Origin of the sequence: Capillibacterium thermochitinicola (genome assembly GCF_013664685.1) — a bacterium.
Taxonomy (GTDB): Bacteria; Bacillota; UBA4882; order UBA10575; family UBA10575; genus Capillibacterium; species Capillibacterium thermochitinicola.
In genome coordinates this window covers 1-18,269 of the sequence record NZ_JAAKDE010000006.1, presented here as the reverse complement: position 1 = coordinate 18,269, position 18,269 = coordinate 1, and the positions used below count along the sequence as shown (strand labels likewise).

General features: G+C 54.3%; 19 protein-coding genes and 1 other RNA gene. 18 read left to right on the top strand and 2 right to left on the bottom strand.

Features of this window, described 5'->3' with window-relative positions:
- Positions 1-2 precede the first annotated feature (2 nt).
- From G5B42_RS03590 to G5B42_RS03565, 6 genes are read left to right on the top strand one after another with little or no spacing between them, the layout of a single operon-like run.
- Positions 3-1,139 carry an HlyD family efflux transporter periplasmic adaptor subunit gene (locus G5B42_RS03590; RefSeq protein ID WP_181339082.1) on the top strand — a complete coding sequence of 379 codons (1,137 nt, stop codon included), beginning with the start codon at positions 3-5 and terminating at the stop codon, positions 1,137-1,139.
- 36 nt (positions 1,140-1,175) lie between these two features.
- Positions 1,176-1,877 (top strand): YggS family pyridoxal phosphate-dependent enzyme, encoded by a 702-nt coding sequence (locus tag G5B42_RS03585; RefSeq protein WP_331274027.1) that lies wholly within the window; start codon positions 1,176-1,178, stop codon positions 1,875-1,877.
- Positions 1,878-1,879: 2 nt separating this feature from the next.
- Positions 1,880-2,365 (top strand): cell division protein SepF, encoded by a 486-nt coding sequence (locus tag G5B42_RS03580; protein ID WP_181339081.1) that lies wholly within the window; start codon positions 1,880-1,882, stop codon positions 2,363-2,365.
- A gap of 10 nt (positions 2,366-2,375) precedes the next feature.
- Positions 2,376-3,188, top strand: a complete 813-nt coding sequence (gene proC / locus G5B42_RS03575; RefSeq protein ID WP_231133208.1) for a pyrroline-5-carboxylate reductase — start codon at positions 2,376-2,378, stop codon at positions 3,186-3,188.
- Positions 3,189-3,223: 35 nt separating this feature from the next.
- Positions 3,224-4,033 (top strand): YlmH family RNA-binding protein, encoded by an 810-nt coding sequence (locus tag G5B42_RS03570; RefSeq protein WP_181339080.1) that lies wholly within the window; start codon positions 3,224-3,226, stop codon positions 4,031-4,033.
- Positions 4,034-4,077: 44 nt separating this feature from the next.
- Positions 4,078-4,833 carry a DivIVA domain-containing protein gene (locus G5B42_RS03565; protein ID WP_181339079.1) on the top strand — a complete coding sequence of 252 codons (756 nt, stop codon included), beginning with the start codon at positions 4,078-4,080 and terminating at the stop codon, positions 4,831-4,833.
- Here the strand turns inward: G5B42_RS03565 and G5B42_RS03560 are convergent.
- Positions 4,805-5,329 carry a spore maturation protein gene (locus G5B42_RS03560; RefSeq protein WP_181339078.1) on the bottom strand — a complete coding sequence of 175 codons (525 nt, stop codon included), beginning with the start codon at positions 5,327-5,329 and terminating at the stop codon, positions 4,805-4,807. The two genes, G5B42_RS03565 and G5B42_RS03560, sit on opposite strands and share 29 nt — an antisense overlap.
- 3 nt (positions 5,330-5,332) lie before the next feature.
- Positions 5,333-5,923 (bottom strand): nucleoside recognition domain-containing protein, encoded by a 591-nt coding sequence (locus G5B42_RS03555; RefSeq protein ID WP_181339077.1) that lies wholly within the window; start codon positions 5,921-5,923, stop codon positions 5,333-5,335.
- A 78-nt stretch (positions 5,924-6,001) separates the two neighbouring features.
- On the opposite strand from G5B42_RS03555, the gene whiA reads away from it, so the two are divergent.
- From whiA to G5B42_RS03495, 12 genes are all read left to right on the top strand, one after another.
- Positions 6,002-6,961, top strand: coding sequence for a DNA-binding protein WhiA (gene whiA, locus G5B42_RS03550; protein ID WP_181339076.1), 960 nt, complete (start codon positions 6,002-6,004; stop codon positions 6,959-6,961).
- Between the two features lie 221 nt (positions 6,962-7,182).
- Positions 7,183-8,232, top strand: coding sequence for a type I glyceraldehyde-3-phosphate dehydrogenase (gap, locus tag G5B42_RS03545; RefSeq protein ID WP_181339075.1), 1,050 nt, complete (start codon positions 7,183-7,185; stop codon positions 8,230-8,232).
- A gap of 44 nt (positions 8,233-8,276) precedes the next feature.
- Entirely contained in the window at positions 8,277-9,464 is a 1,188-nt protein-coding gene (locus G5B42_RS03540) for a phosphoglycerate kinase (RefSeq protein ID WP_181339074.1), read from the top strand.
- Positions 9,465-9,476: 12 nt separating this feature from the next.
- Positions 9,477-10,223, top strand: coding sequence for a triose-phosphate isomerase (tpiA, locus tag G5B42_RS03535; protein WP_181339073.1), 747 nt, complete (start codon positions 9,477-9,479; stop codon positions 10,221-10,223).
- Positions 10,224-10,270: 47 nt separating this feature from the next.
- Positions 10,271-11,821, top strand: a complete 1,551-nt coding sequence (gene gpmI / locus G5B42_RS03530; protein WP_181339072.1) for a 2,3-bisphosphoglycerate-independent phosphoglycerate mutase — start codon at positions 10,271-10,273, stop codon at positions 11,819-11,821.
- Positions 11,822-11,879: 58 nt separating this feature from the next.
- On the top strand, positions 11,880-13,190 hold the full coding sequence (gene eno / locus G5B42_RS03525; protein ID WP_181339071.1) for a phosphopyruvate hydratase: 1,311 nt from the start codon (positions 11,880-11,882) through the stop codon (positions 13,188-13,190).
- A gap of 153 nt (positions 13,191-13,343) precedes the next feature.
- Positions 13,344-13,559, top strand: a complete 216-nt coding sequence (gene secG / locus G5B42_RS03520; protein ID WP_181339070.1) for a preprotein translocase subunit SecG — start codon at positions 13,344-13,346, stop codon at positions 13,557-13,559.
- Between the two features lie 203 nt (positions 13,560-13,762).
- Positions 13,763-15,238 carry a methyl-accepting chemotaxis protein gene (locus G5B42_RS03515; protein WP_181339069.1) on the top strand — a complete coding sequence of 492 codons (1,476 nt, stop codon included), beginning with the start codon at positions 13,763-13,765 and terminating at the stop codon, positions 15,236-15,238.
- 170 nt (positions 15,239-15,408) lie between these two features.
- Positions 15,409-16,608 carry an acetate/propionate family kinase gene (locus tag G5B42_RS03510; RefSeq protein WP_181339068.1) on the top strand — a complete coding sequence of 400 codons (1,200 nt, stop codon included), beginning with the start codon at positions 15,409-15,411 and terminating at the stop codon, positions 16,606-16,608.
- Positions 16,609-16,689: 81 nt separating this feature from the next.
- Positions 16,690-17,148 carry an SsrA-binding protein SmpB gene (smpB, locus tag G5B42_RS03505; RefSeq protein WP_407926901.1) on the top strand — a complete coding sequence of 153 codons (459 nt, stop codon included), beginning with the start codon at positions 16,690-16,692 and terminating at the stop codon, positions 17,146-17,148.
- Positions 17,149-17,230: 82 nt separating this feature from the next.
- Positions 17,231-17,580: a transfer-messenger RNA gene (ssrA, locus tag G5B42_RS03500) on the top strand.
- 177 nt (positions 17,581-17,757) lie between these two features.
- The gene (locus tag G5B42_RS03495; protein WP_181339066.1) at positions 17,758-17,949 is read left to right on the top strand and encodes a hypothetical protein; all 192 of its coding nucleotides are present in this window, start codon (positions 17,758-17,760) and stop codon (positions 17,947-17,949) included.
- Positions 17,950-18,269 lie beyond the last annotated feature (320 nt).

The following is an 18,269-nucleotide window of genomic DNA, read 5'->3' as shown; positions in this document are numbered from 1 at the left end:
TCTTGAAACGTTATACCTTGCGACCGGATTCTTTTTTAGCGCGCTTGTTGAAATTTTTACCCCGTTGCCGCCTTCCGCTCCTGATCACCGCAGTTTTGCTGTTGTTTCTCTTCCTTTCCCAGTTGGTTTACACCGGCGTCAGTTATCTTTTCCCCCGCGTCCGGGTGGTGGACTGGGGGACGATCGAGCATGGACAATGGGTGGACGTGTTGGTGCTGCGGTCGGAGGCGGTGCTGACCGCTCCTTTCAGCGGTGAAGCCCGTTTACTGGTGGAAGAAGGATCCCGGGTCCGGGCCGGGGAGGCGGTGGCCGAACTGGTGAGCGCGGAAGCCCGGTCCAAGCTCGGCGCCGATGACCGCTTGGCATTGCGGACGATCGCCCAGCATCTTTACCAACTCGATCGAGAAGTGGCCCAAATCGACAAGGACCTTACTTTTCTGGCGGTGCACAACAAAAATTCAGCCGAAGAAAAGGCAAGGGAGCAGTTTCTGGCGCAACGTAAAACCCAAATACTGGCCATGCGGAATCAACTGTTGCGGAATGCCGAAAAGATCTGTGCCAATTGGCGCGCGTGCTATCACCTGGTCGTCGCGGACCAACCCGGCATCTTCAGTACCAGGCTGGACGGGGGCGAGGGGTTTGACCTCCTGGAGCACGCCCCGCCAAAAGCCCCGACGACGCGGGGGTTGACCGGCAACCGCGGTTTTAATCCGACGGTCAAAGAAGGCGAACCATGGGCGAAGATGATCAACGAGTATAACCAGACGCTGGTTTGTCAGTTGCCGAAGGGTGTCAATCTGGAGCCGCCGGAAGAAGCGGTCTTACTGGTGAACGGCAAACGCTTTAAGCTTTCTTTTTTGGCGACCGACTATACCAACCGCCGTTGGTATTTTACGGAACATACTTTAGCCCCGGAGTTTTTGGAGCGGCGTAATTTTTCGGCTTACCTGATCTACAGCTCGGTGACGGGGCTCCGGGTGCCCACCCCGGCCCTGGCTTATGAAGAAAACGTCGGCTGGACCGTGACGACTGCGGTCAAAGGGGACAAGCGGTCCACCGGGGTGGAAGTGGTGGATATGAATGAGCAGTGGGCAATTGTGAAAGGGCTTCCCCTGGGTACGGCGGTCTATTACCGGTAATTCAAAAGCAAGCATGTTCTGCGGGGGGTGAAGCTAGTGGCGTTAGCGGATAACATTGCCGCAGTCCGTGCCAGGATCAACGATGCACTAACCGTTGCCGGTCGTCACCCGGAGGAACTGACTTTGGTGGTGGTCACGAAGTATGTGGATGCCCTGATCATTAAGGAGCTAATTGGCCTCGGCGTGGAACATATAGGCGAAAACCGTCTCCAGGAGGCGGTCAGGAAACAAGCAGTCCTGGGCGACTTGAAAAATAGATTTAAGTGGCATTTTATCGGGAGTTTGCAGACGAACAAGGCACGTCAGGTGGCGGCCGGGTTTGATCTGATCCATTCCCTGGACCGGTTGAGCCTGGCGGAAGCGCTCCACCAGGCCAGCCGGAAGCTGAACAAGGAGATTCCCGTCTTGATCCAGGTTAATGTGTCCAGGGAACAGACCAAACATGGGGTCGCCCCGGCGGAAGTTGGTGCTTTTTATACCGCGGTCCGGAAACTGTCCGGGTTGCGGCCGGTCGGCCTCATGACCATGGCTCCTGACACCGAAGATCCGGAGACAAGCCGGCCGGTCTTTCGGGAATTACGCCATCTATTCGAGCAGATCAAGCGGGATTACCATCCCGGACCTGAATGGCGTGAACTGTCCATGGGGATGAGCAACGACTACGGGGTCGCCATTGAAGAAGGTGCCACGATTGTACGGATTGGCAGTGCCATCTTTAGTGCCGGAACGGAGGGATAACGATGAAAACGCCGGGTAATGAAGAATGGGCGGAGGCGGAAGGGAAAAAGAGTTTTTTGGAACGTTTGATGAACCTCCTGGGTTTTGAGACCCAGATTGAAGTGGAAGAGGTTGATGACGATCCCGTGCCCGGGATGAAGGAAGTAAACCAGGGGAAAGAACGGGGGAAGGTGGTCAGCCTCTCCAGCCCCAATAAAACGACACGTCTTGTTGTTTACGAGCCGCGCAGCTTTGATGATGTCCAATCCATCGTTAACCAGTTGAAGAACAAGCGACCGGTGATTCTTAACCTGGAAGAGACCGATAAAGCGGTGGCCCGCCGGATTACCGATTTTGTCGGCGGGGCGGTTTATGCCTTGGACGGCGGGGTGCAGAAAGTCAGCTCGTCGATTATGCTCTTTACGCCGTTGAACGTGGAGGTTTCTTTCCCGTTGCGTTCCGAGACGGAGCGCAACCCCTATTTCAACACCGATTTTTTAGAACGTTAGGAGGAGACCTTTGGGTGCGTTAGGTTTAATTGGCGGCGGCCTGATGGGCACAGCCATCATCAAGGGCTTGTTGAAACAGGGTTATCCGGCAAACGCAATCTGTGTGGCCGATCCGGATCCCGCCCGCCGGCAGCTTCTCGCGGAGCTCGGGGTGGCAACCTTTGCCGATAACCGGGCGATGCTGGCCGCCTTAAACAAGCAGGAAGCCGACGGGGTGATTCTGGCGGTTAAGCCGCAGGTGGTGCCGGAGGCCCTGGCTGGTTTAGATTTGGGAGGCCTGCCGCTCCTGTCGATTGTGGCCGGTTATAAGGTGGCGGCTTTGGAAGCCCTCCTCCCCGCCGGAACCAAGGTCCTGCGGGCGATGCCCAACACGCCGGCGCTGATCGGGGCGGGGATTACGGCCCTGGCCCTGGGGGCGCAAAGCGGGTCCGCCGAACAGGACTGGGCGGAGAAGGTCCTCCGTAGTTTGGGCCAGGTGGTCCTGGTTCCGGAAAGCCTGATGGATGCGGTGACCGGCCTGTCGGGCAGCGGACCCGGTTATGTCTACCTCTTTATCGAAGCTTTGATCGACGGCGGGGTCCTGGCCGGACTGCCGCGGGCTTTGGCCCGGGAACTGGCGGTGGCGACGGTTTTAGGGAGCGCGCGGATGGTCGCCGAGACCAACGAGCACCCGGCGGTCCTCCGGGATATGGTTACCTCACCGGGGGGAACCACCATTGCCGGTCTCCATACTTTGGAAGAAGCGGGTTTTTCCGGACAGGTGATGAGGGCCGTGCTGGCGGCTACGGACCGGGCTAAAGCTTTGGGTGAAGGAAAAAAGTAGGAACGAATTACGGTTGACGAAGAAAAGGAGCAGGCATGGATAAAGAACGATTCTTGGCGCACCTGGAAGGGGAAGACCGGGAACTGGTGGCCCGGGTCCTGGACCAGGTGGAAACGGCTTTAAAGAAGACCGCGCCGGTGGCGACGGATTTTCTTGACCCGAATCAGCGGGCCCTTTGTAGCGAAGTAATCCATTTTCTACCGGAGGTTAAAGCTTTATATTTCGGTGGGTACCGGGGAGCGGAGCGGCAACGGATGGTGGTCATGCCCGCTTTTTACCTGGACGAGGCCGTGGAACCGCCTTTGGCTTATTTGGCAATTCGGCCGCCGTTGAAAGGGGGGAAGGCCGCCCCCGCCGGAGCCGAACCACTGCTTAATCACCGGTCGGTTTTAGGCAGTATAATGGGTTTGGGGCTGAAACGGGGCAAAATCGGCGACATTCTCCTGGGGACTGAGGAAGCACAGGTGGTGGTCGCCGCGGAGATAGCCGAGTTTATCCTGACCAACCTGAGTAAAGTCGGTTCCTTGCCCGTCACGGTGGTGGCCATTGATCCGGAGCAATTGAACACCCCGGTGGAAAGGGTTAAGGAGATCAGGAGCACCGTGGCTTCACCGCGGTTGGATGCGGTGGCCGGGCTGGGTTACGGTGTTTCCCGGAGCCGGATGGTCCGGGAGATCAAAATGGGGAAGGTTAAGGTAAACTGGCAAGTGGTCACGGATCCCGACTATAAGGTGGCAACGGACGATGTGCTTTCGATCCGGGGCCGGGGCCGGGTCATTGTCGAGGAAATTGGTGGTGAAACGCGCAAAGGGCGTTTGTTTGTTAAACTGAAGAGGTTATTGTAGAACAACAACAGAATAATTTAGCTAGCAAAGGGAGGCTTGGTCCGATGTTTACACCAGTTGATTTGGAAACCATGGTTTTTCGACGGGGATTCCGCGGTTACAAGACCAAAGAGGTTCAAGAGTTTATGCGGAAGCTGATCGTTGATTATGAAAAACTATATAAAGAAAACATCGATCTCCGGGAAGAGTTGGAAGCGAAGAAAGATTTGCTCAAAAACTACCAGGCAATGGAAGAGACCCTGAAAAACACGCTTTATCTCGCCCAGGGGACCGCGGATGAGATCAAGTCGGCCGGGGAGAAACAAGCCGAGATCATTCTCCGGGAAGCGCAGAACCGGGCCGAGCAGATGCGGCTGAAAGTACGGGAGGAGATCCAGGCCGAACTCCAGCAGTTGGCCAATCTCAAGCAGCAGGTGGATATGTTCCGGATCCATTTCACCCGCTTTTTACAGACCTTGATTGAGATGGCCGAGAAACAACTGGATATTGACGACATCTGGGAGCAAATGACCGATCTTTCCCGCTGCGGGGTAAGCCGGAAGCAGGAAGAGAAGGAAGTCAAGCCGGAAAAACCGGAGAAACTGGAGAGTGTAGAGCGGTTTGACGAGAAACTGGAGAAACTGGGACGCTTCGACGAGAAGCTGGATAAATTTGAGAAACCGGAGAAGCTGGAGAAGCTGAGTGGGTTCAAGAAGGTGGAAACCCGCACGAAGCCGGCCGTGACAGAAATCGATGATGATGATGTCCTGGCGGCGGCGAAAGCGAAAGCGGCTAGACTATTTGAAACCACCGAGCTATAACGATTGCCGCGAAGAAAGCGGCCAGGTCGCCAAGGAGGCCCATACCGACCAGATGCTTCGGGCGGCTGATGCCGATGGCGCCGAGATAAACGGTGAGGACATAGAATGTGGTCTCCGAGCCCCCGGCGATGATGGAAGCCATCAAGCCGAGGAGGGAATCGGGGCCATGTTTCTGTGTTAAGTCGGCCAGAAACCCGATGGTTCCCGAACCGGAGAGCGGCTTCACCAGACCCAGGGGGATGATCTCCTCGGGAATCCGCAGGAGGCGGGCGAGCGGGGCGGTGAGGCGGCAAAAAAGGCTAAGGGCACCCGAAGTCTTGAAGACCGCGAGCGCGCCAAAGATGGCCAGGAAATAGGGGAGGAGTTGGAAACCGGTTTTCAAACCGGTGCCGGCTCCTTCGATAAAGGTTTCATATACTTTAACCCCTTTATACTCGCCGCAGGCGAGCACAACCAGGATGAAGAGGGGAATGGCCCAAACCGAGAGTAGTTTCATTTTTTACTCTCCTTTCGGGTTTTTTTTTATGATAAAATGCGTGAGCAGGGCCACGGTGGTTCCGATCAGCGAGACGAGTAAAATAGGAAGGATCACCACCGATGGTTGGACGGAACCGGCACGCGAACGGACGGCAATGATGGTGGAAGGAACGAAAGAGACGCCGCCCAAGATTAAAGCCAGGTATACGGCCATCTCATCGGAGACTTCGCCGGGTGTGGGGTTGACCTTTTCCAACTCGTGCATGGCCTTGATACCAAGCGGAGTGGCGGCGTGGCTTAAACCGAGCAGGTTGGCGGCCAAACTAAGGGTGATCGCGCCCATGGCCGGGCTGTCGGAAGGAAGACGGGGGAACAGGTGGCGGAGGAGCGGATGGAGGACGCGGGCCACTTTTTGGGTGATGCCGGCGGCTTCGGCGATCTTGAGCAGGCCGGACCAGAAGGCGAGAAAACCAATGAGCTCCAAGGTGAAGTTGACGCTCTCCTCCATGGCGGCAATGAGGGCCAGAGTAGTCTCCTCGACGCGTCCGGTCGCCCCGGCTACCAGAAAGCCGAGAAAAAAAAGGGCAAACCAGATTTTATTGATGGCGAACACCCCCCACAGATTTATATATACGTGGCGTAGCGGGTTTATGCCCAATAAATGGATGGCTAGTGATGGGAGAGAAAGATCGTGGGGACCTATTCCCAACGCACGAAGGAAGAGTTGGCCAGGAAGTACCCGGCGCAAAAATGTTGCGTCAAGGCGGAACTGGCGGCGATTGTGCGGGCCAGTGGCAGTCTGCATTTACGGGCCAACCATTCTTATGTCCTGACGGTCAGCAGTGAAAGCGCGGCCTTAATCCGGAAAACCCTTTTACTGCTGAAAAAATACTTTCAGCTGCCCGGGCAGATTATTGTGGAAGATACCGGCCGGTTTAACCGGCGCCACTACCGCTTACAGCTGATCGGGGCCCGGAATGTCAAACGGGTCTTGACGGAGCTGGAGATCTTATCGGCCGGGTTGCAGTTGAACAGCGCCATCTCGCCCTCGCTGGTCCGGAACGACTGCTGCCGGGCGGCTTTCTTGCGGGGGGCGTTTTTGGCCCGCGGTTCGATTACCGATCCCCAGAAACCCAACTACCATCTGGAGATCACCACCGAGAACGAGGAGTTTGCCGTGGGTTTAAATTATTTGTTAAACCTCTGCGGGTTCCGGGCGGGCATCCACCACCGGAAGGAATATACTGTTTATTTGAAGGGCGCGGAAACGATCAGCCGGTTTATCAGTTTCATCGGTGCCCACAGCGCTTTTTTGGCCATGGAAGAAGTGCGCGTGATTAAAGAGATGCGCAATGAAGTGAACCGCCTGGTCAATTGTGAAACGGCCAACCTGGAGAAATCGGTGCGGGCGGGTTTGGAACAAGTGGAAGCGATCAAGGCTTTGCAAGACCGGAAGGTCCTGGCCACCCTGCCCGCGAGCCTCCAGGAGGTTGCCCGGTTGCGTCTGGAACATCCCGAAGTCAGCCTCAGGGAACTTGGCGAACTGGCCACACCGCCTTTGAGTAAGTCGGCGGTGAACCACCGGATGCGGAAATTGTTAAAAATTGCCGAAACTTTTATTGGCCAGGAGGAAATGGATTCTCCAGGATGAAGCTTTAGTTTTGAATTCAATGTAAGAATTTATTATAACCTCATCAACCCGGTTTCCCGTTATTATCCTCCTTTTTCCGACGGGAAGTCTCCTGAAACCGTGCGAGTTGCAAAAACTGTTAATGATAGTTTTAGCTTGATCGGGAGATAATTCCAGTAGCAATGAAAATCCCGCGCCCAAGGCAAGGGGCGACGGCAAAAAGGAAAAAGGAGGAGTAAAAAATGGGAGTAAAAATCGGGATTAACGGTTTTGGCCGGATCGGCCGGAGTGTTTTCCGTGCCATTTTACAGTACCATCCGGAGCTGGAAGTGGTGGCGGTCAACGACCTGACGAACGCGGAGACCTTGGCTCATCTTCTGAAGTATGATTCGGTCCATGGGCGCCTGGCGGCGGACGTCCGTGCGGAAGCCGACCGGATCATCGTGGGCGGCAAAGCGGTCAAGGTCCTTTCGGTGCAAGACCCGGCCGAGATTCCCTGGTCGGATTATGGCGTCGAGATTGTGATTGAAGCAACGGGTATTTTTACCCTGAAAAATGACGGCGTGAATAAGAAAGGCCGGGTGGTGCGCGGTGCCGTCAATCATATTACCAAAGGCGGCGCCAAGAAAGTGATCATTACGGCGCCCGCCAAGGAGGAAGACCTGACCATTGTGATGGGGGTCAACCATGACCAGTACGATCCCCAAATACATCATGTCGTCTCCAACGCCTCCTGCACCACCAACTGTTTGGCCCCGGTAGCCAAGGTTCTCCACCAAAAATTCGGGATTAAACGGGGCTTGATGACCACTGTACATAGCTATACCAACGACCAGCAGATTTTGGATCTGCCCCACAGTGACTTGCGGCGGGCCCGGGCGGCCGCGTTATCGATTATCCCGACGACGACCGGGGCGGCGCGGGCGGTGGCCTTGGTCCTGCCGGAGTTGAAAGGGAAGCTGAACGGGTTTGCCATGCGGGTACCCACGCCCAACGTCTCGGTGGTTGATTTCGTGGCGGAGTTGAACCAGTCGCCGGTGAGCGTGGAAGAGATCAACGCTACTTTGAAGGCGGCGGCCGAAAACGAGCTTAAAGGGATTATGAGCTATAACGAGCTGCCGTTGGTCTCTTCCGATTACAACGGTGATCCCCATTCCTCCATTGTGGATGGCCTTTCGACGATGGTGATCGAGGGCAACCTGGTGAAAGTGGTGGCCTGGTACGACAATGAATGGGGTTATTCCTGCCGGGTGGCGGATTTGGCTGTTTATATGGGGGAGAAAGGTCTTTAATATAGAGCAAAAAACCCGAGAAAGAAGCAAGGAGTGGTGTGCTGATGAAAAAGATGACCATCAAGGATCTGGCGGTAAAGGGAAAACGGGTTTTAGTCCGGGTTGATTTCAACGTACCGGTGGACGACAACGGACAAATCACCGATGACCGCCGGATTCAAGCGGCGTTGCCGACCATCAACTATCTGGCGGAGCAAGGGGCGAAAGTCATCCTGGTCTCCCATTTTGGCCGTCCGAAAGGGGTGGACGAGAAATACCGGATGGACACGATCGCCCAACGCCTGCGCGAACTCAGTGGGCGGAAGGTGATTAAGGTCAACGACTGTATCGGTGAAGAACCGCAAAAAGCCGTGGCCGCAATGGCCGAAGGCGACATTCTGCTCCTGGAGAATGTACGCTTCTATAAAGAGGAGACGGCCAACGATCCGGAGTTTGCCCGGCAACTGGCCGCGGTGGCTGATCTTTATGTGAATGATGCCTTTGGCACGGCGCACCGCGCCCACGCTTCGACCGCCGGGGTAACGGCCTATCTGAAACCGGCTGTGGCCGGCTTCCTGATCGAAAAAGAACTGGCGATTATGGGTAAAGCCATCACCGACCCCGAAAGACCCTTCGTCGCCATCCTGGGCGGGGCGAAAGTGGCCGATAAATTAGGGGTCATCACCAATCTCCTCAACAAAGTGGACACCTTGATCATCGGCGGGGGCATGGCTTATACCTTCCTCAAGGCGAAGGGGCTCGAGATCGGTAAGTCCTTGCTTGATGCAGAAAAAATCGACTTTGCCCGGGAGATGATCGCCCAGGCGGAGGCGAAAGGGGTCCAATTGCTCCTCCCGGTGGACGTGGTTGTAACCGATGACTTTAAGAACCCGACCATGCATAAGACAGTGCCGGCCGATGCGATCCCGGCGGATCTGCAAGGTGTGGATATCGGCCCCGAGACGATCAAGCAGTTTACAGCGGCGATCAAAGCGGCGAAGACGGTGGTCTGGAACGGGCCAATGGGTGTCTTTGAAAATCCCACCTTTGCCGTGGGGACAAACGCCATCGCCCAAGCCATGGCCGAAGCTGACGCGACGACGATTGTCGGTGGCGGCGATTCGGCGGCGGCGGTTGAGCAGCTGGGCTACGCCGACAAGATGACCCATGTCTCGACCGGTGGCGGGGCTTCGCTGGAGTTCCTGGAAGGGATAGAGCTGCCGGGGGTAGCTGCGCTTACCGATAAAGAATAAGAGGTGGTAACCGTGCGGAAACCGATTATTGCTGGGAACTGGAAGATGTATAAGACCAATACCGAAGCACGGGCTTTGGTCAACGGGTTGAAAGAAAAGACCATGCCGGCGGCGGTGGAAGTTGTGCTCTGTCCGCCCTTTACGGCGTTGACGACTGTGGCGGAGCTTCTGCAGGGGACGGCGATTGGGCTGGGAGCCCAGGACCTGTTCTGGGAGGATGAAGGGGCTTACACCGGTGAGGTTTCGCCCTTGATGCTCAAGGAATTGGGCTGCTCCTATGTGATTATCGGCCATTCGGAGCGGCGGCAGTATTTTGGGGAAACCGACGAAACGGTGAACAAAAAGGTGAAAGCCGCCCTTCGCCACGGCTTGAAACCCATCATTTGTGTGGGTGAGAGTTTACAGCAGCGGGAAGCGGGTGAAACCAACGCTTTCGTTGCGGGGCAAGTGGAAAAAGCCCTGGACGGACTGGCGCCGGAGAGTATTCCGCAGGTGGTCATTGCCTACGAACCGATCTGGGCCATTGGCACCGGCCGGTCTTCCAGCGGGTCCGATGCCAATGAAGTAATTGGCTTGGTCCGCCAGACGATCGCCAAGAAATTCGGTTCCTCCCTGGCGGAGCAGGTGCGCATCCAGTACGGAGGCAGTGTGAAACCGGGGAATATTAAAGAGTTCATGGACCAACCGGAGATCGACGGTGCTTTGGTTGGCGGGGCCAGCCTCAAGGCGGAGGACTTTTACGGGATTATTTCCTATTAGGTAGTACGCTAAAGCAAGTTAGGCAGTGTTGAACGGAGAGATGAAAAATGGAGCTTAAATACAGACCGGTTGGGTTGATTATCTTGGACGGGTGGGGTCATAATCCTGACCCCACCTATAATGCGATCCATGCCGCCCGGACGCCCTTCTTGGACCGGATGATGGCGGAGAACCCCCATGCGCTGGTTGAAACCTCCGGCGAGGCCGTGGGGCTTCCGGAAGGGCAGATGGGTACCTCGGAAGTGGGACATCTGAACATGGGGGCCGGGCGGATTGTCTACCAAAGCCTGGTCCGGATCAGTAAAGCGCTGAAGAACGGCGAAATTAAACACATCCCGGTCTTTACCGAACTTATCCAGTACTTAGTCGCAAACAAAAAACCGTTACATTTCATGGGGCTTGTCTCTCCCGGCGGGGTCCACAGCCACACTGAGCATTTATACGGCTTTATCCGGTTGGCGGTGGAAATGGGCGTGCAAGATATCTATGTCCACGCGTTTCTTGACGGACGTGATACCCCGCCGGCCAGCGCCAAGGAGTATTTGGCGGAGCTCGAAGCGGAGCTGAAAAAGATCGGGACGGGGCGCATTGCGACCGTTGCCGGTCGTTATTACGCGATGGACCGGGATAAACGGTGGGAACGGGTGGAAAAGGCCTACGCGGCGATGGTTGACGGCGAAGGGGAGAAAGCCCCTGATGCGCTGTCCGCCGTGGATGCTTCATACCAGAAAGGTGTCCACGACGAGTTTGTGGTGCCGACCGTGATTGAAGAAGACGGAAGACCGGTGGCCACCATTGAGCCCGGTGACGGGGTGATCTTTTTTAATTTCCGTCCCGACCGGGCCCGGGAGATCACCAGAGCATTTGTGGATCGGAACTTTACTGGCTTTCCGCGGAAAAAAGGCTTCTTGGCCACGCGCTTTGTCTGCTTGACCCAGTACGATGAGGAGCTGGACGTTCCCTTGCTCTTCCCGCCGGAGCCACCGATGGAGAACATCCTCGGGAAGTACCTCAGTGCGTTAGGTTTCAAACAACTCCGGATCGCGGAAACCGAAAAATACGCCCATGTGACCTACTTTTTTAACGGCGGGGAAGAAGTTCCCTTCCAAGGGGAGGAGCGGATCCTGATCCCTTCGCCGAAGGTGGCCACCTATGACTTGCAGCCGGAGATGAGCGCCTTGGAGGTCACCGACCGGGTCTTGGCCGAGATTGCCTCCGACCGTTTTGACGTGATCATTATGAACTACGCCAACGGTGATATGGTTGGCCATACCGGAGTTTGGGAGGCGGCGGTGAAAGCGGCGGAGACCGTGGATGCTTGTTTGGCGCGGGTGGTGCCGGCGATCCTGGAAAAAGGCGGGGTGGTGCTAATCACCGCCGATCATGGTAACGCCGAGCTGATGGTGGATCCGGTGACGAAGGAGCCCTGGACTGCCCATACTACCTTCCCGACGCCGGTGATCCTCATTGGTTACAAAGAGAAATGTCGGTTAAAGAACGGTATTTTGGCGGATATCGCCCCGACCCTGCTTGAGCTGATGGGCCTGCCCAAACCGGCGGAGATGACCGGCCACTCTTTAATCGAACATTTGCCCTAAGGGATACCCCAAGGTTTGGATTAATCATAAATAAGATGAGCTAAAGGAGGAATAAGATTTGACTTCAATCGTTGATATTCATGCCCGAGAAATTTTGGATTCCCGCGGGAACCCCACGGTCGAAGTGGAAGTCGCCCTGGCCGGAGGCGCGGTCGGACGGGCGGCGGTACCGTCCGGTGCTTCCACCGGTGCTTTTGAAGCCGTTGAACTACGGGACGGGGATAAAAACCGTTACTTGGGCAAAGGTGTCCAGACGTCCGTCAATAACGTCAATGAGGATATTGCCGGCGAAGTAATCGGTATGGATGCCTTGGACCAGACCGAAATCGACCAGTTGATGATCGACCTGGACGGGACCCCGAATAAGGGGAGACTGGGTGCCAACGCCATCTTAGGGGTGTCGCTGGCGGTGGCCAAAGCGGCCGCCAACGCGCTGGAGATCCCCCTCTACCGTTACCTGGGCGGGGTCAATGCCAAAGAACTGCCGGTCCCGATGATGAATATTCTCAACGGCGGGAAGCATGCCGACAATAGCGTTGATCTGCAAGAGTTTATGATTATGCCCGTCGGGGCGGAAAGCTTCTCCCAGGCGTTACAGTGGGGGGCCGAGATCTTCCATGCCTTGAAAGCAGTGTTAAAGGCAAAAGGCTACGCGACGGCCGTGGGCGACGAAGGCGGTTATGCCCCCAACCTGAAGAGTAACCAGGAAGCCCTGGACGTAATTATGGAAGCGATCACGAAAGCCGGATTAACCCCGGGCAAAGAGATTATGTTCGCCATGGACCCGGCCACGACCGAGCTGTGGGATGCGGCCAAGGAGAAAGGCGAAGAGGGCAAGTATTTCTTCTGGAAATCGGGGATGATGAAGACCCGCGAAGAGATGGTGGAGTTCTGGGCTGATTTGGTCAATAACTACCCGATCATCTCGATCGAAGACGGTATGGCCGAAGAGGACTGGGAAGGTTGGGCGATGCTGACCGAACGGCTGAAGGGGAAAGTGCAGCTGGTCGGTGACGACCTGTTCGTGACCAACACGCAGCGTTTGGCGAAGGGGATCGAGCTGGGGGTCGCCAACTCGATTCTGATTAAGGTCAACCAGATCGGAACCCTCACCGAGACCCTGGATGCGATTGAGATGGCGAAAAAGGCCGGTTATACGGCGATCATTTCCCACCGTTCAGGCGAGACGGAGGACACCACCATTGCCGATATCGCCGTGGCCACCAATGCCGGACAGATTAAGACCGGTGCTCCTTCCCGGACCGACCGCGTGGCCAAGTACAACCAGTTGCTGCGGATCGAAGATATGTTGGGCGACCGGGCGGTTTACAGCGGACGGGCAGCCTTCTACAATTTGAAGAAGAAGTAAGAAACAAGGTAAGCAAAAAAAGGCGGAAGGACGGCGCGGCCGGCCTTCCGCACCGTTTGCCACGGCCGTGACAAAAAATCTCGGACAGGCCTTGTTTAGGGTGGACAACTTTGATACAATAAAAAAATAAGCGACCCAGCAGGGGGTGAAGATGTGAACTTCTTTTCGGTTCTCTTATTGATCGTCTCCGTGGCTTTGATTGTGTTGGTGACGATTTTACCGAGCAAAGAAGAAGGCTTGGGCGCGTTGGGTGGCGGGTCTTCGCGTTTTTTTGGTAAAAACAAAGGATTGGAAACGCTCCTCACCAAAATAACAGCCGGGTTGGGCGTAGCTTTTTTCCTGCTCGCGATCATTGCCAATCTCGTGTAACTCCCGCATGGGAGTTTTTTTCGTGCTGCCAAGGAGAGTTTTTCGCTCAAGAAAAAACCTGGTTAAACCGAAATTATTAGTGAACGGCGGGACCGGTTAGCTCGATCTGTACTTTTCCACCCGAAGAAAGCAGGAATAGGCCACCCCGGTGTAGAATAAGGCTATAGTTTCGGGAGAGTATTTGGCCACAGGGAGGGGTTCCTTTGGAGTTTATTAGTATCAAAAGGCGCATAATGATCCGGATTATTCCTTCTTTAGCCATCGCACTTCTGCTCAGCAATTTGATGGGAGCCTTTATCTCCAGTAAATTCATACGCATCGTCCTCAATCTGCTGATGGTTCTGGCGTACATAAAATTCGTGGAAGGCTTTTTTAATAAAGGAATATTGAAGCCAATTTATCAGATTAACAAGGTTGCCGAGGAAGTTGCCGAGAACAACTTAAGTAACGAAGTGACGGTGTTGACCAGAGACGAGTTTGCCATCCTCGGCCATAATATCAACCGGATGCTTGAAAATCTCCGTCGTATTCTCCAAGAAAACTTGGAAGCGGCGGAGAAATTAACGATGGCCGCCCATGAAATGTCCACCATGGCGGAACAGGCGAATCTTTCGTCACAAGAAGTGACGCGCTCGATCGATGTCATTGCCCAGGGAACCGAAGAACAGTCCCACCATGTAAAACAATCATCCCTTGCCGCCCAACAGATGGCCTCGACTGCGCAGGAAGTGGCTGCTGAATCGCAAAAAGCGGCTTCCTTTTCGAGTGAAGCTTCGGAGCGGGCGAAAGCCGGTGGGGAGATTATCCAGACGGTGCGGGCTAAAATTCTACAGGTTAAAGAGACGGTTGACGCCTCGGCGGATACCGTTCGCCGGCTTGGACAACGTTCGCAGGAGATCGGAAAGATCACCGATGTGATCCGGGCGATCTCCCGCCAAACCAACCTTCTGGCCCTGAATGCGGCCATTGAGGCCGCCCGGGCCGGTGAACACGGCCGCGGTTTCTCGGTGGTAGCCGACGAGGTTCGTGCGCTCGCCGAACAAACCACCGAATCCACCAGCCAAATCGTGAAAATGATCGATGAGATCCAGAAAGAAACCCAGGCCGCCGTGGAAGCCATGGAGTCGGGGAAAAACGTCGTTGACGAGGGAGCCGCGTTGGCCATTCAAGCCAACGAAGCCTTTAATGCAATTGTTTCCGCGGTAACCGAGACCGTCCAGACGATTCAGGAGATTGCCGCCGCTTCCCAGGAACAGGCAGCCAGCAGTGAAGAGATGACCAGCACGATGACGGGTGTGGAGGAGATTGCCCAGCGGAACGCGACGGCGGCCCAACAAGTGGCGTCCGTGACCGAGCAACAAAGGGCTGTTATGGAGCAGTTGACCAAATCCTCCAGCGCCTTGGTGGAGATGGCGGAGCACTTAACTTCGATGGTGGGGAGATTCAAAGTCAGTTCCGATTTCCAACGTTGCTGGCGAGTCCATGATTGCAACTGGGTGGACTGTCCAGCCTACCAAGCAAAAGAAGAAAAATGCTGGTTAATCCCCAACACCTTACAACGGTGTGGTATACCCGCCGGCTCCGTGGAAGAGAAACGGGCTACCTGTCACCAGTGTGAAGTCTTTAAGATTAACACCGCAAAACTGGAGAAACAAAAAGATCAGGTTGTCAATGGTTAAACTGGACGAAGAAGATTTTAAAATGAGAAGCCAGTATAACACTGGCTTCCTCTTATGTCTATTGATAACCAGACAGCAGGTAATATGGTAAGAGGAGGTGGTTGAGGGGAAGGTGGTCTCCGTTCGGTATCCCGGCGCAAATTAAATAATTCAGAAAGGAGTTGCGTACGATGAATATATTAGTGCTTAATAGTGGTAGTTCTTCGCTGAAGTATAAGCTTTTTTCCGCTGCAAAAGAAGAAGTATTGGCGCATGGTTTGGTTGAAAGAATTGGGATGCCGGGAGGACTGGGCAAGATCACCCATCAAGTACAACAGAACGGAAAGTACGAGGCTGAAGAGGAGATCTCCAACCACCAACAGGGTTTACGTATGATCTTAAACCTGCTGACCGACGAAAAGTGGGGTGTGTTGCGCGATCTCAAAGAGATTGGCGGTGTTGGGCACCGCGTGCTCCACGGTGGTGAGTACTTTAAAGAGTCCATTTTGGTGACCCCCGAAGAGTTGCGGAAGATGGAGGAGCTCGTTGAGCTTGGACCGCTGCATATGCCCGCTAACCTTATGGGGATTAAGGCTTGTGCCGAATTGATGCCCGGAGTGCCACAAGTCGCGGTCTTTGATACGGCTTTTCACCAGACGATGCCGAAGAAGGCCTATCTCTATGCCCTGCCTTATGAGTTATACGAGAAATATCGGGTCCGCCGGTATGGGTTCCACGGAACCTCCCACCGTTACGTGTCAGGCCAAGCGGCGAAGTTGCTTGGGTGTCCGCTGGAGAGTTTGAAGATGATCACCGCGCATCTTGGGAACGGGAGCAGTCTGGCGGCCATCGACGGGGGTAAAGTAATTGATACCTCGATGGGGTTGACGCCACTCGAGGGTTTAGTGATGGGGACAAGATCCGGGGACCTTGATCCGGCGATTGTCCCGCTGATCGGGAGTAAATTGAAACTCACTCCGGAACAGGCCGATGAATATTTGAACAAAAAGAGCGGGTTTGTGGGGATGACCGGTTACTCCGATATGCGTGATATCCAGCGGGAACGTCAAGCGGGGAATCTTCGCGCCCAAGAAGCTTATGACTTGTTTATCTACCGGATTGTCAAGTACATCGGGGCCTATATGACGGCCTTGAAGGGCCTTGACGTGCTGGTCTTTACGGCCGGGATCGGTGAAAACGACTGGCAAGTACGGGCCGATATCTGCCGGGAGCTTGAATTCCTCGGAGTCAAAATGGATTATGAGAAAAATGAAGGGCTGCGCGGGAAAGAGACCATCTTAAGCCTTCCCGACTCGAAGGTGAAGGTTTTACTGGTCCCCACCAATGAGGAGTTGGTGATTGCCCGGGATACGATGGCTCTGATTTCGTAAACCAACCGCGATTGCTATTTCTTGACATCGGCGGCGGACCCGGCTATAATGTTAAATGACACTTTTGAGGAGTTGGCACTTTTGGAAGTCAAGAAAATTGCCACGAATCGTCGGGCCCGGCACGAATATTTTATCGAAGAGACAATCGAAGCAGGAGTGGTTTTAACGGGGACCGAGGTGAAGTCCTTACGGCAGGGGAAGGGAAACCTTAATGAAAGTTACGCGCTGATTAAGGCGGAGGAAGTTTTTCTTTACAACTGCCATATAAGCCCGTATGATTATGGGAACCGGTATAACCATGATCCCTTGCGTCCCCGTAAACTGCTTTTGCATAAGGCAGAGATTCGAAAAATAGCGGCGAAGATAAAAGAAAAGGGTTATACTTTAGTGCCGTTAAACATGTATTTTGACCGGAATAACCGGGTTAAGATCGAGTTGGCATTGGCCAAAGGAAAGAAACTGTATGATAAACGTCATGACCTCGCCAAACGGGATGCGGCGCGGGAAGTGGCCCGGACGTTAAAGGGAAGACCTGACTAGGAAGGTGAGAGATGGTTTCGCCGCAAGGTTTGCCAAAACTCTGCGGATCGAGTATAATAAATAAGGTAAACCAATTCCCGTTGGGGGCGACCGGTTTCGACGGGGAGTGTGGTGACAGGAGTAGCGGGTCGAGGTGCTGTGGCCTCGTTAAACTGCAGCAAGCACAATAAGTGCCAATAACAATTACGCTTTAGCTGCTTAATTAACAGCGGCCGTCCAATCCGGACTTTACCTGGGAGTCTGGTGCGGGCGTCACTTAAACCAGGTTGCTCACCGGCCAATTCTCGGAGGCTGGTGCTAAGCGGATCGAGATAGCCGAAGTCCAGTTTGTCCGTAGACGGGACTTTGGTGAAACCAAAATACGGACTGCACCCGGAGAGACTCCTGTGGTCATCTTTCCGGACGGGGGTTCGACTCCCCCCGCCTCCACCAAAACATCCATTAGGATGATTTGATTTATAACCGGATAATTTGGCTTATAACTACCAAACAGATAATATTAATTATTTATGTTACTTATATTATTAAATATCAAATCAAGAAGATCACGGGTTTTATTACAGGTTGGCCGCGTTCGTAACAAACCGGAGGAAAGGAGACGTTGTGCTGATGAACCATAAAATTTCTTCGGCAATCGGAGAGATAGTTGAAGCCCAGGGCTCCTCCCTGACGGCAGCGGAAGCGATTGCGAAACTAAAGGAAAGATTTTCGGACGCAGAGTTGGAGGAGTTTTATAAAGCACTGAATTTCAGCAACCTTGAACAAGCAGTGCAAGCGATTATCAATGATATCAAAGGTTAACCCCGTACGGGGTTGTTTTTTTTACCCATTTGTTGCCTCCGGGCAAAGTGAAGTTAACCGTTTCTTGTTATAATAAATTCAGACCAAGACAAACAACCTTTTCCATTTTCCTCCTTTTTATCATACGGGGTTCGTCCACATAACCCGCAGTTGCCGAGTAAGCGGGGGCATTGTACCCGCTGATGATGTGGAACTTTTACCTTTGCGAAGGCCTTAATTTATTTAAGGCCGAAAAACAAACGGGCGCCGTCGGGCGCTTATTTTTTTATTACAAAACGGGAACCAATAGGGCGCAAAAACGAGTTGAGTCCATATAATGG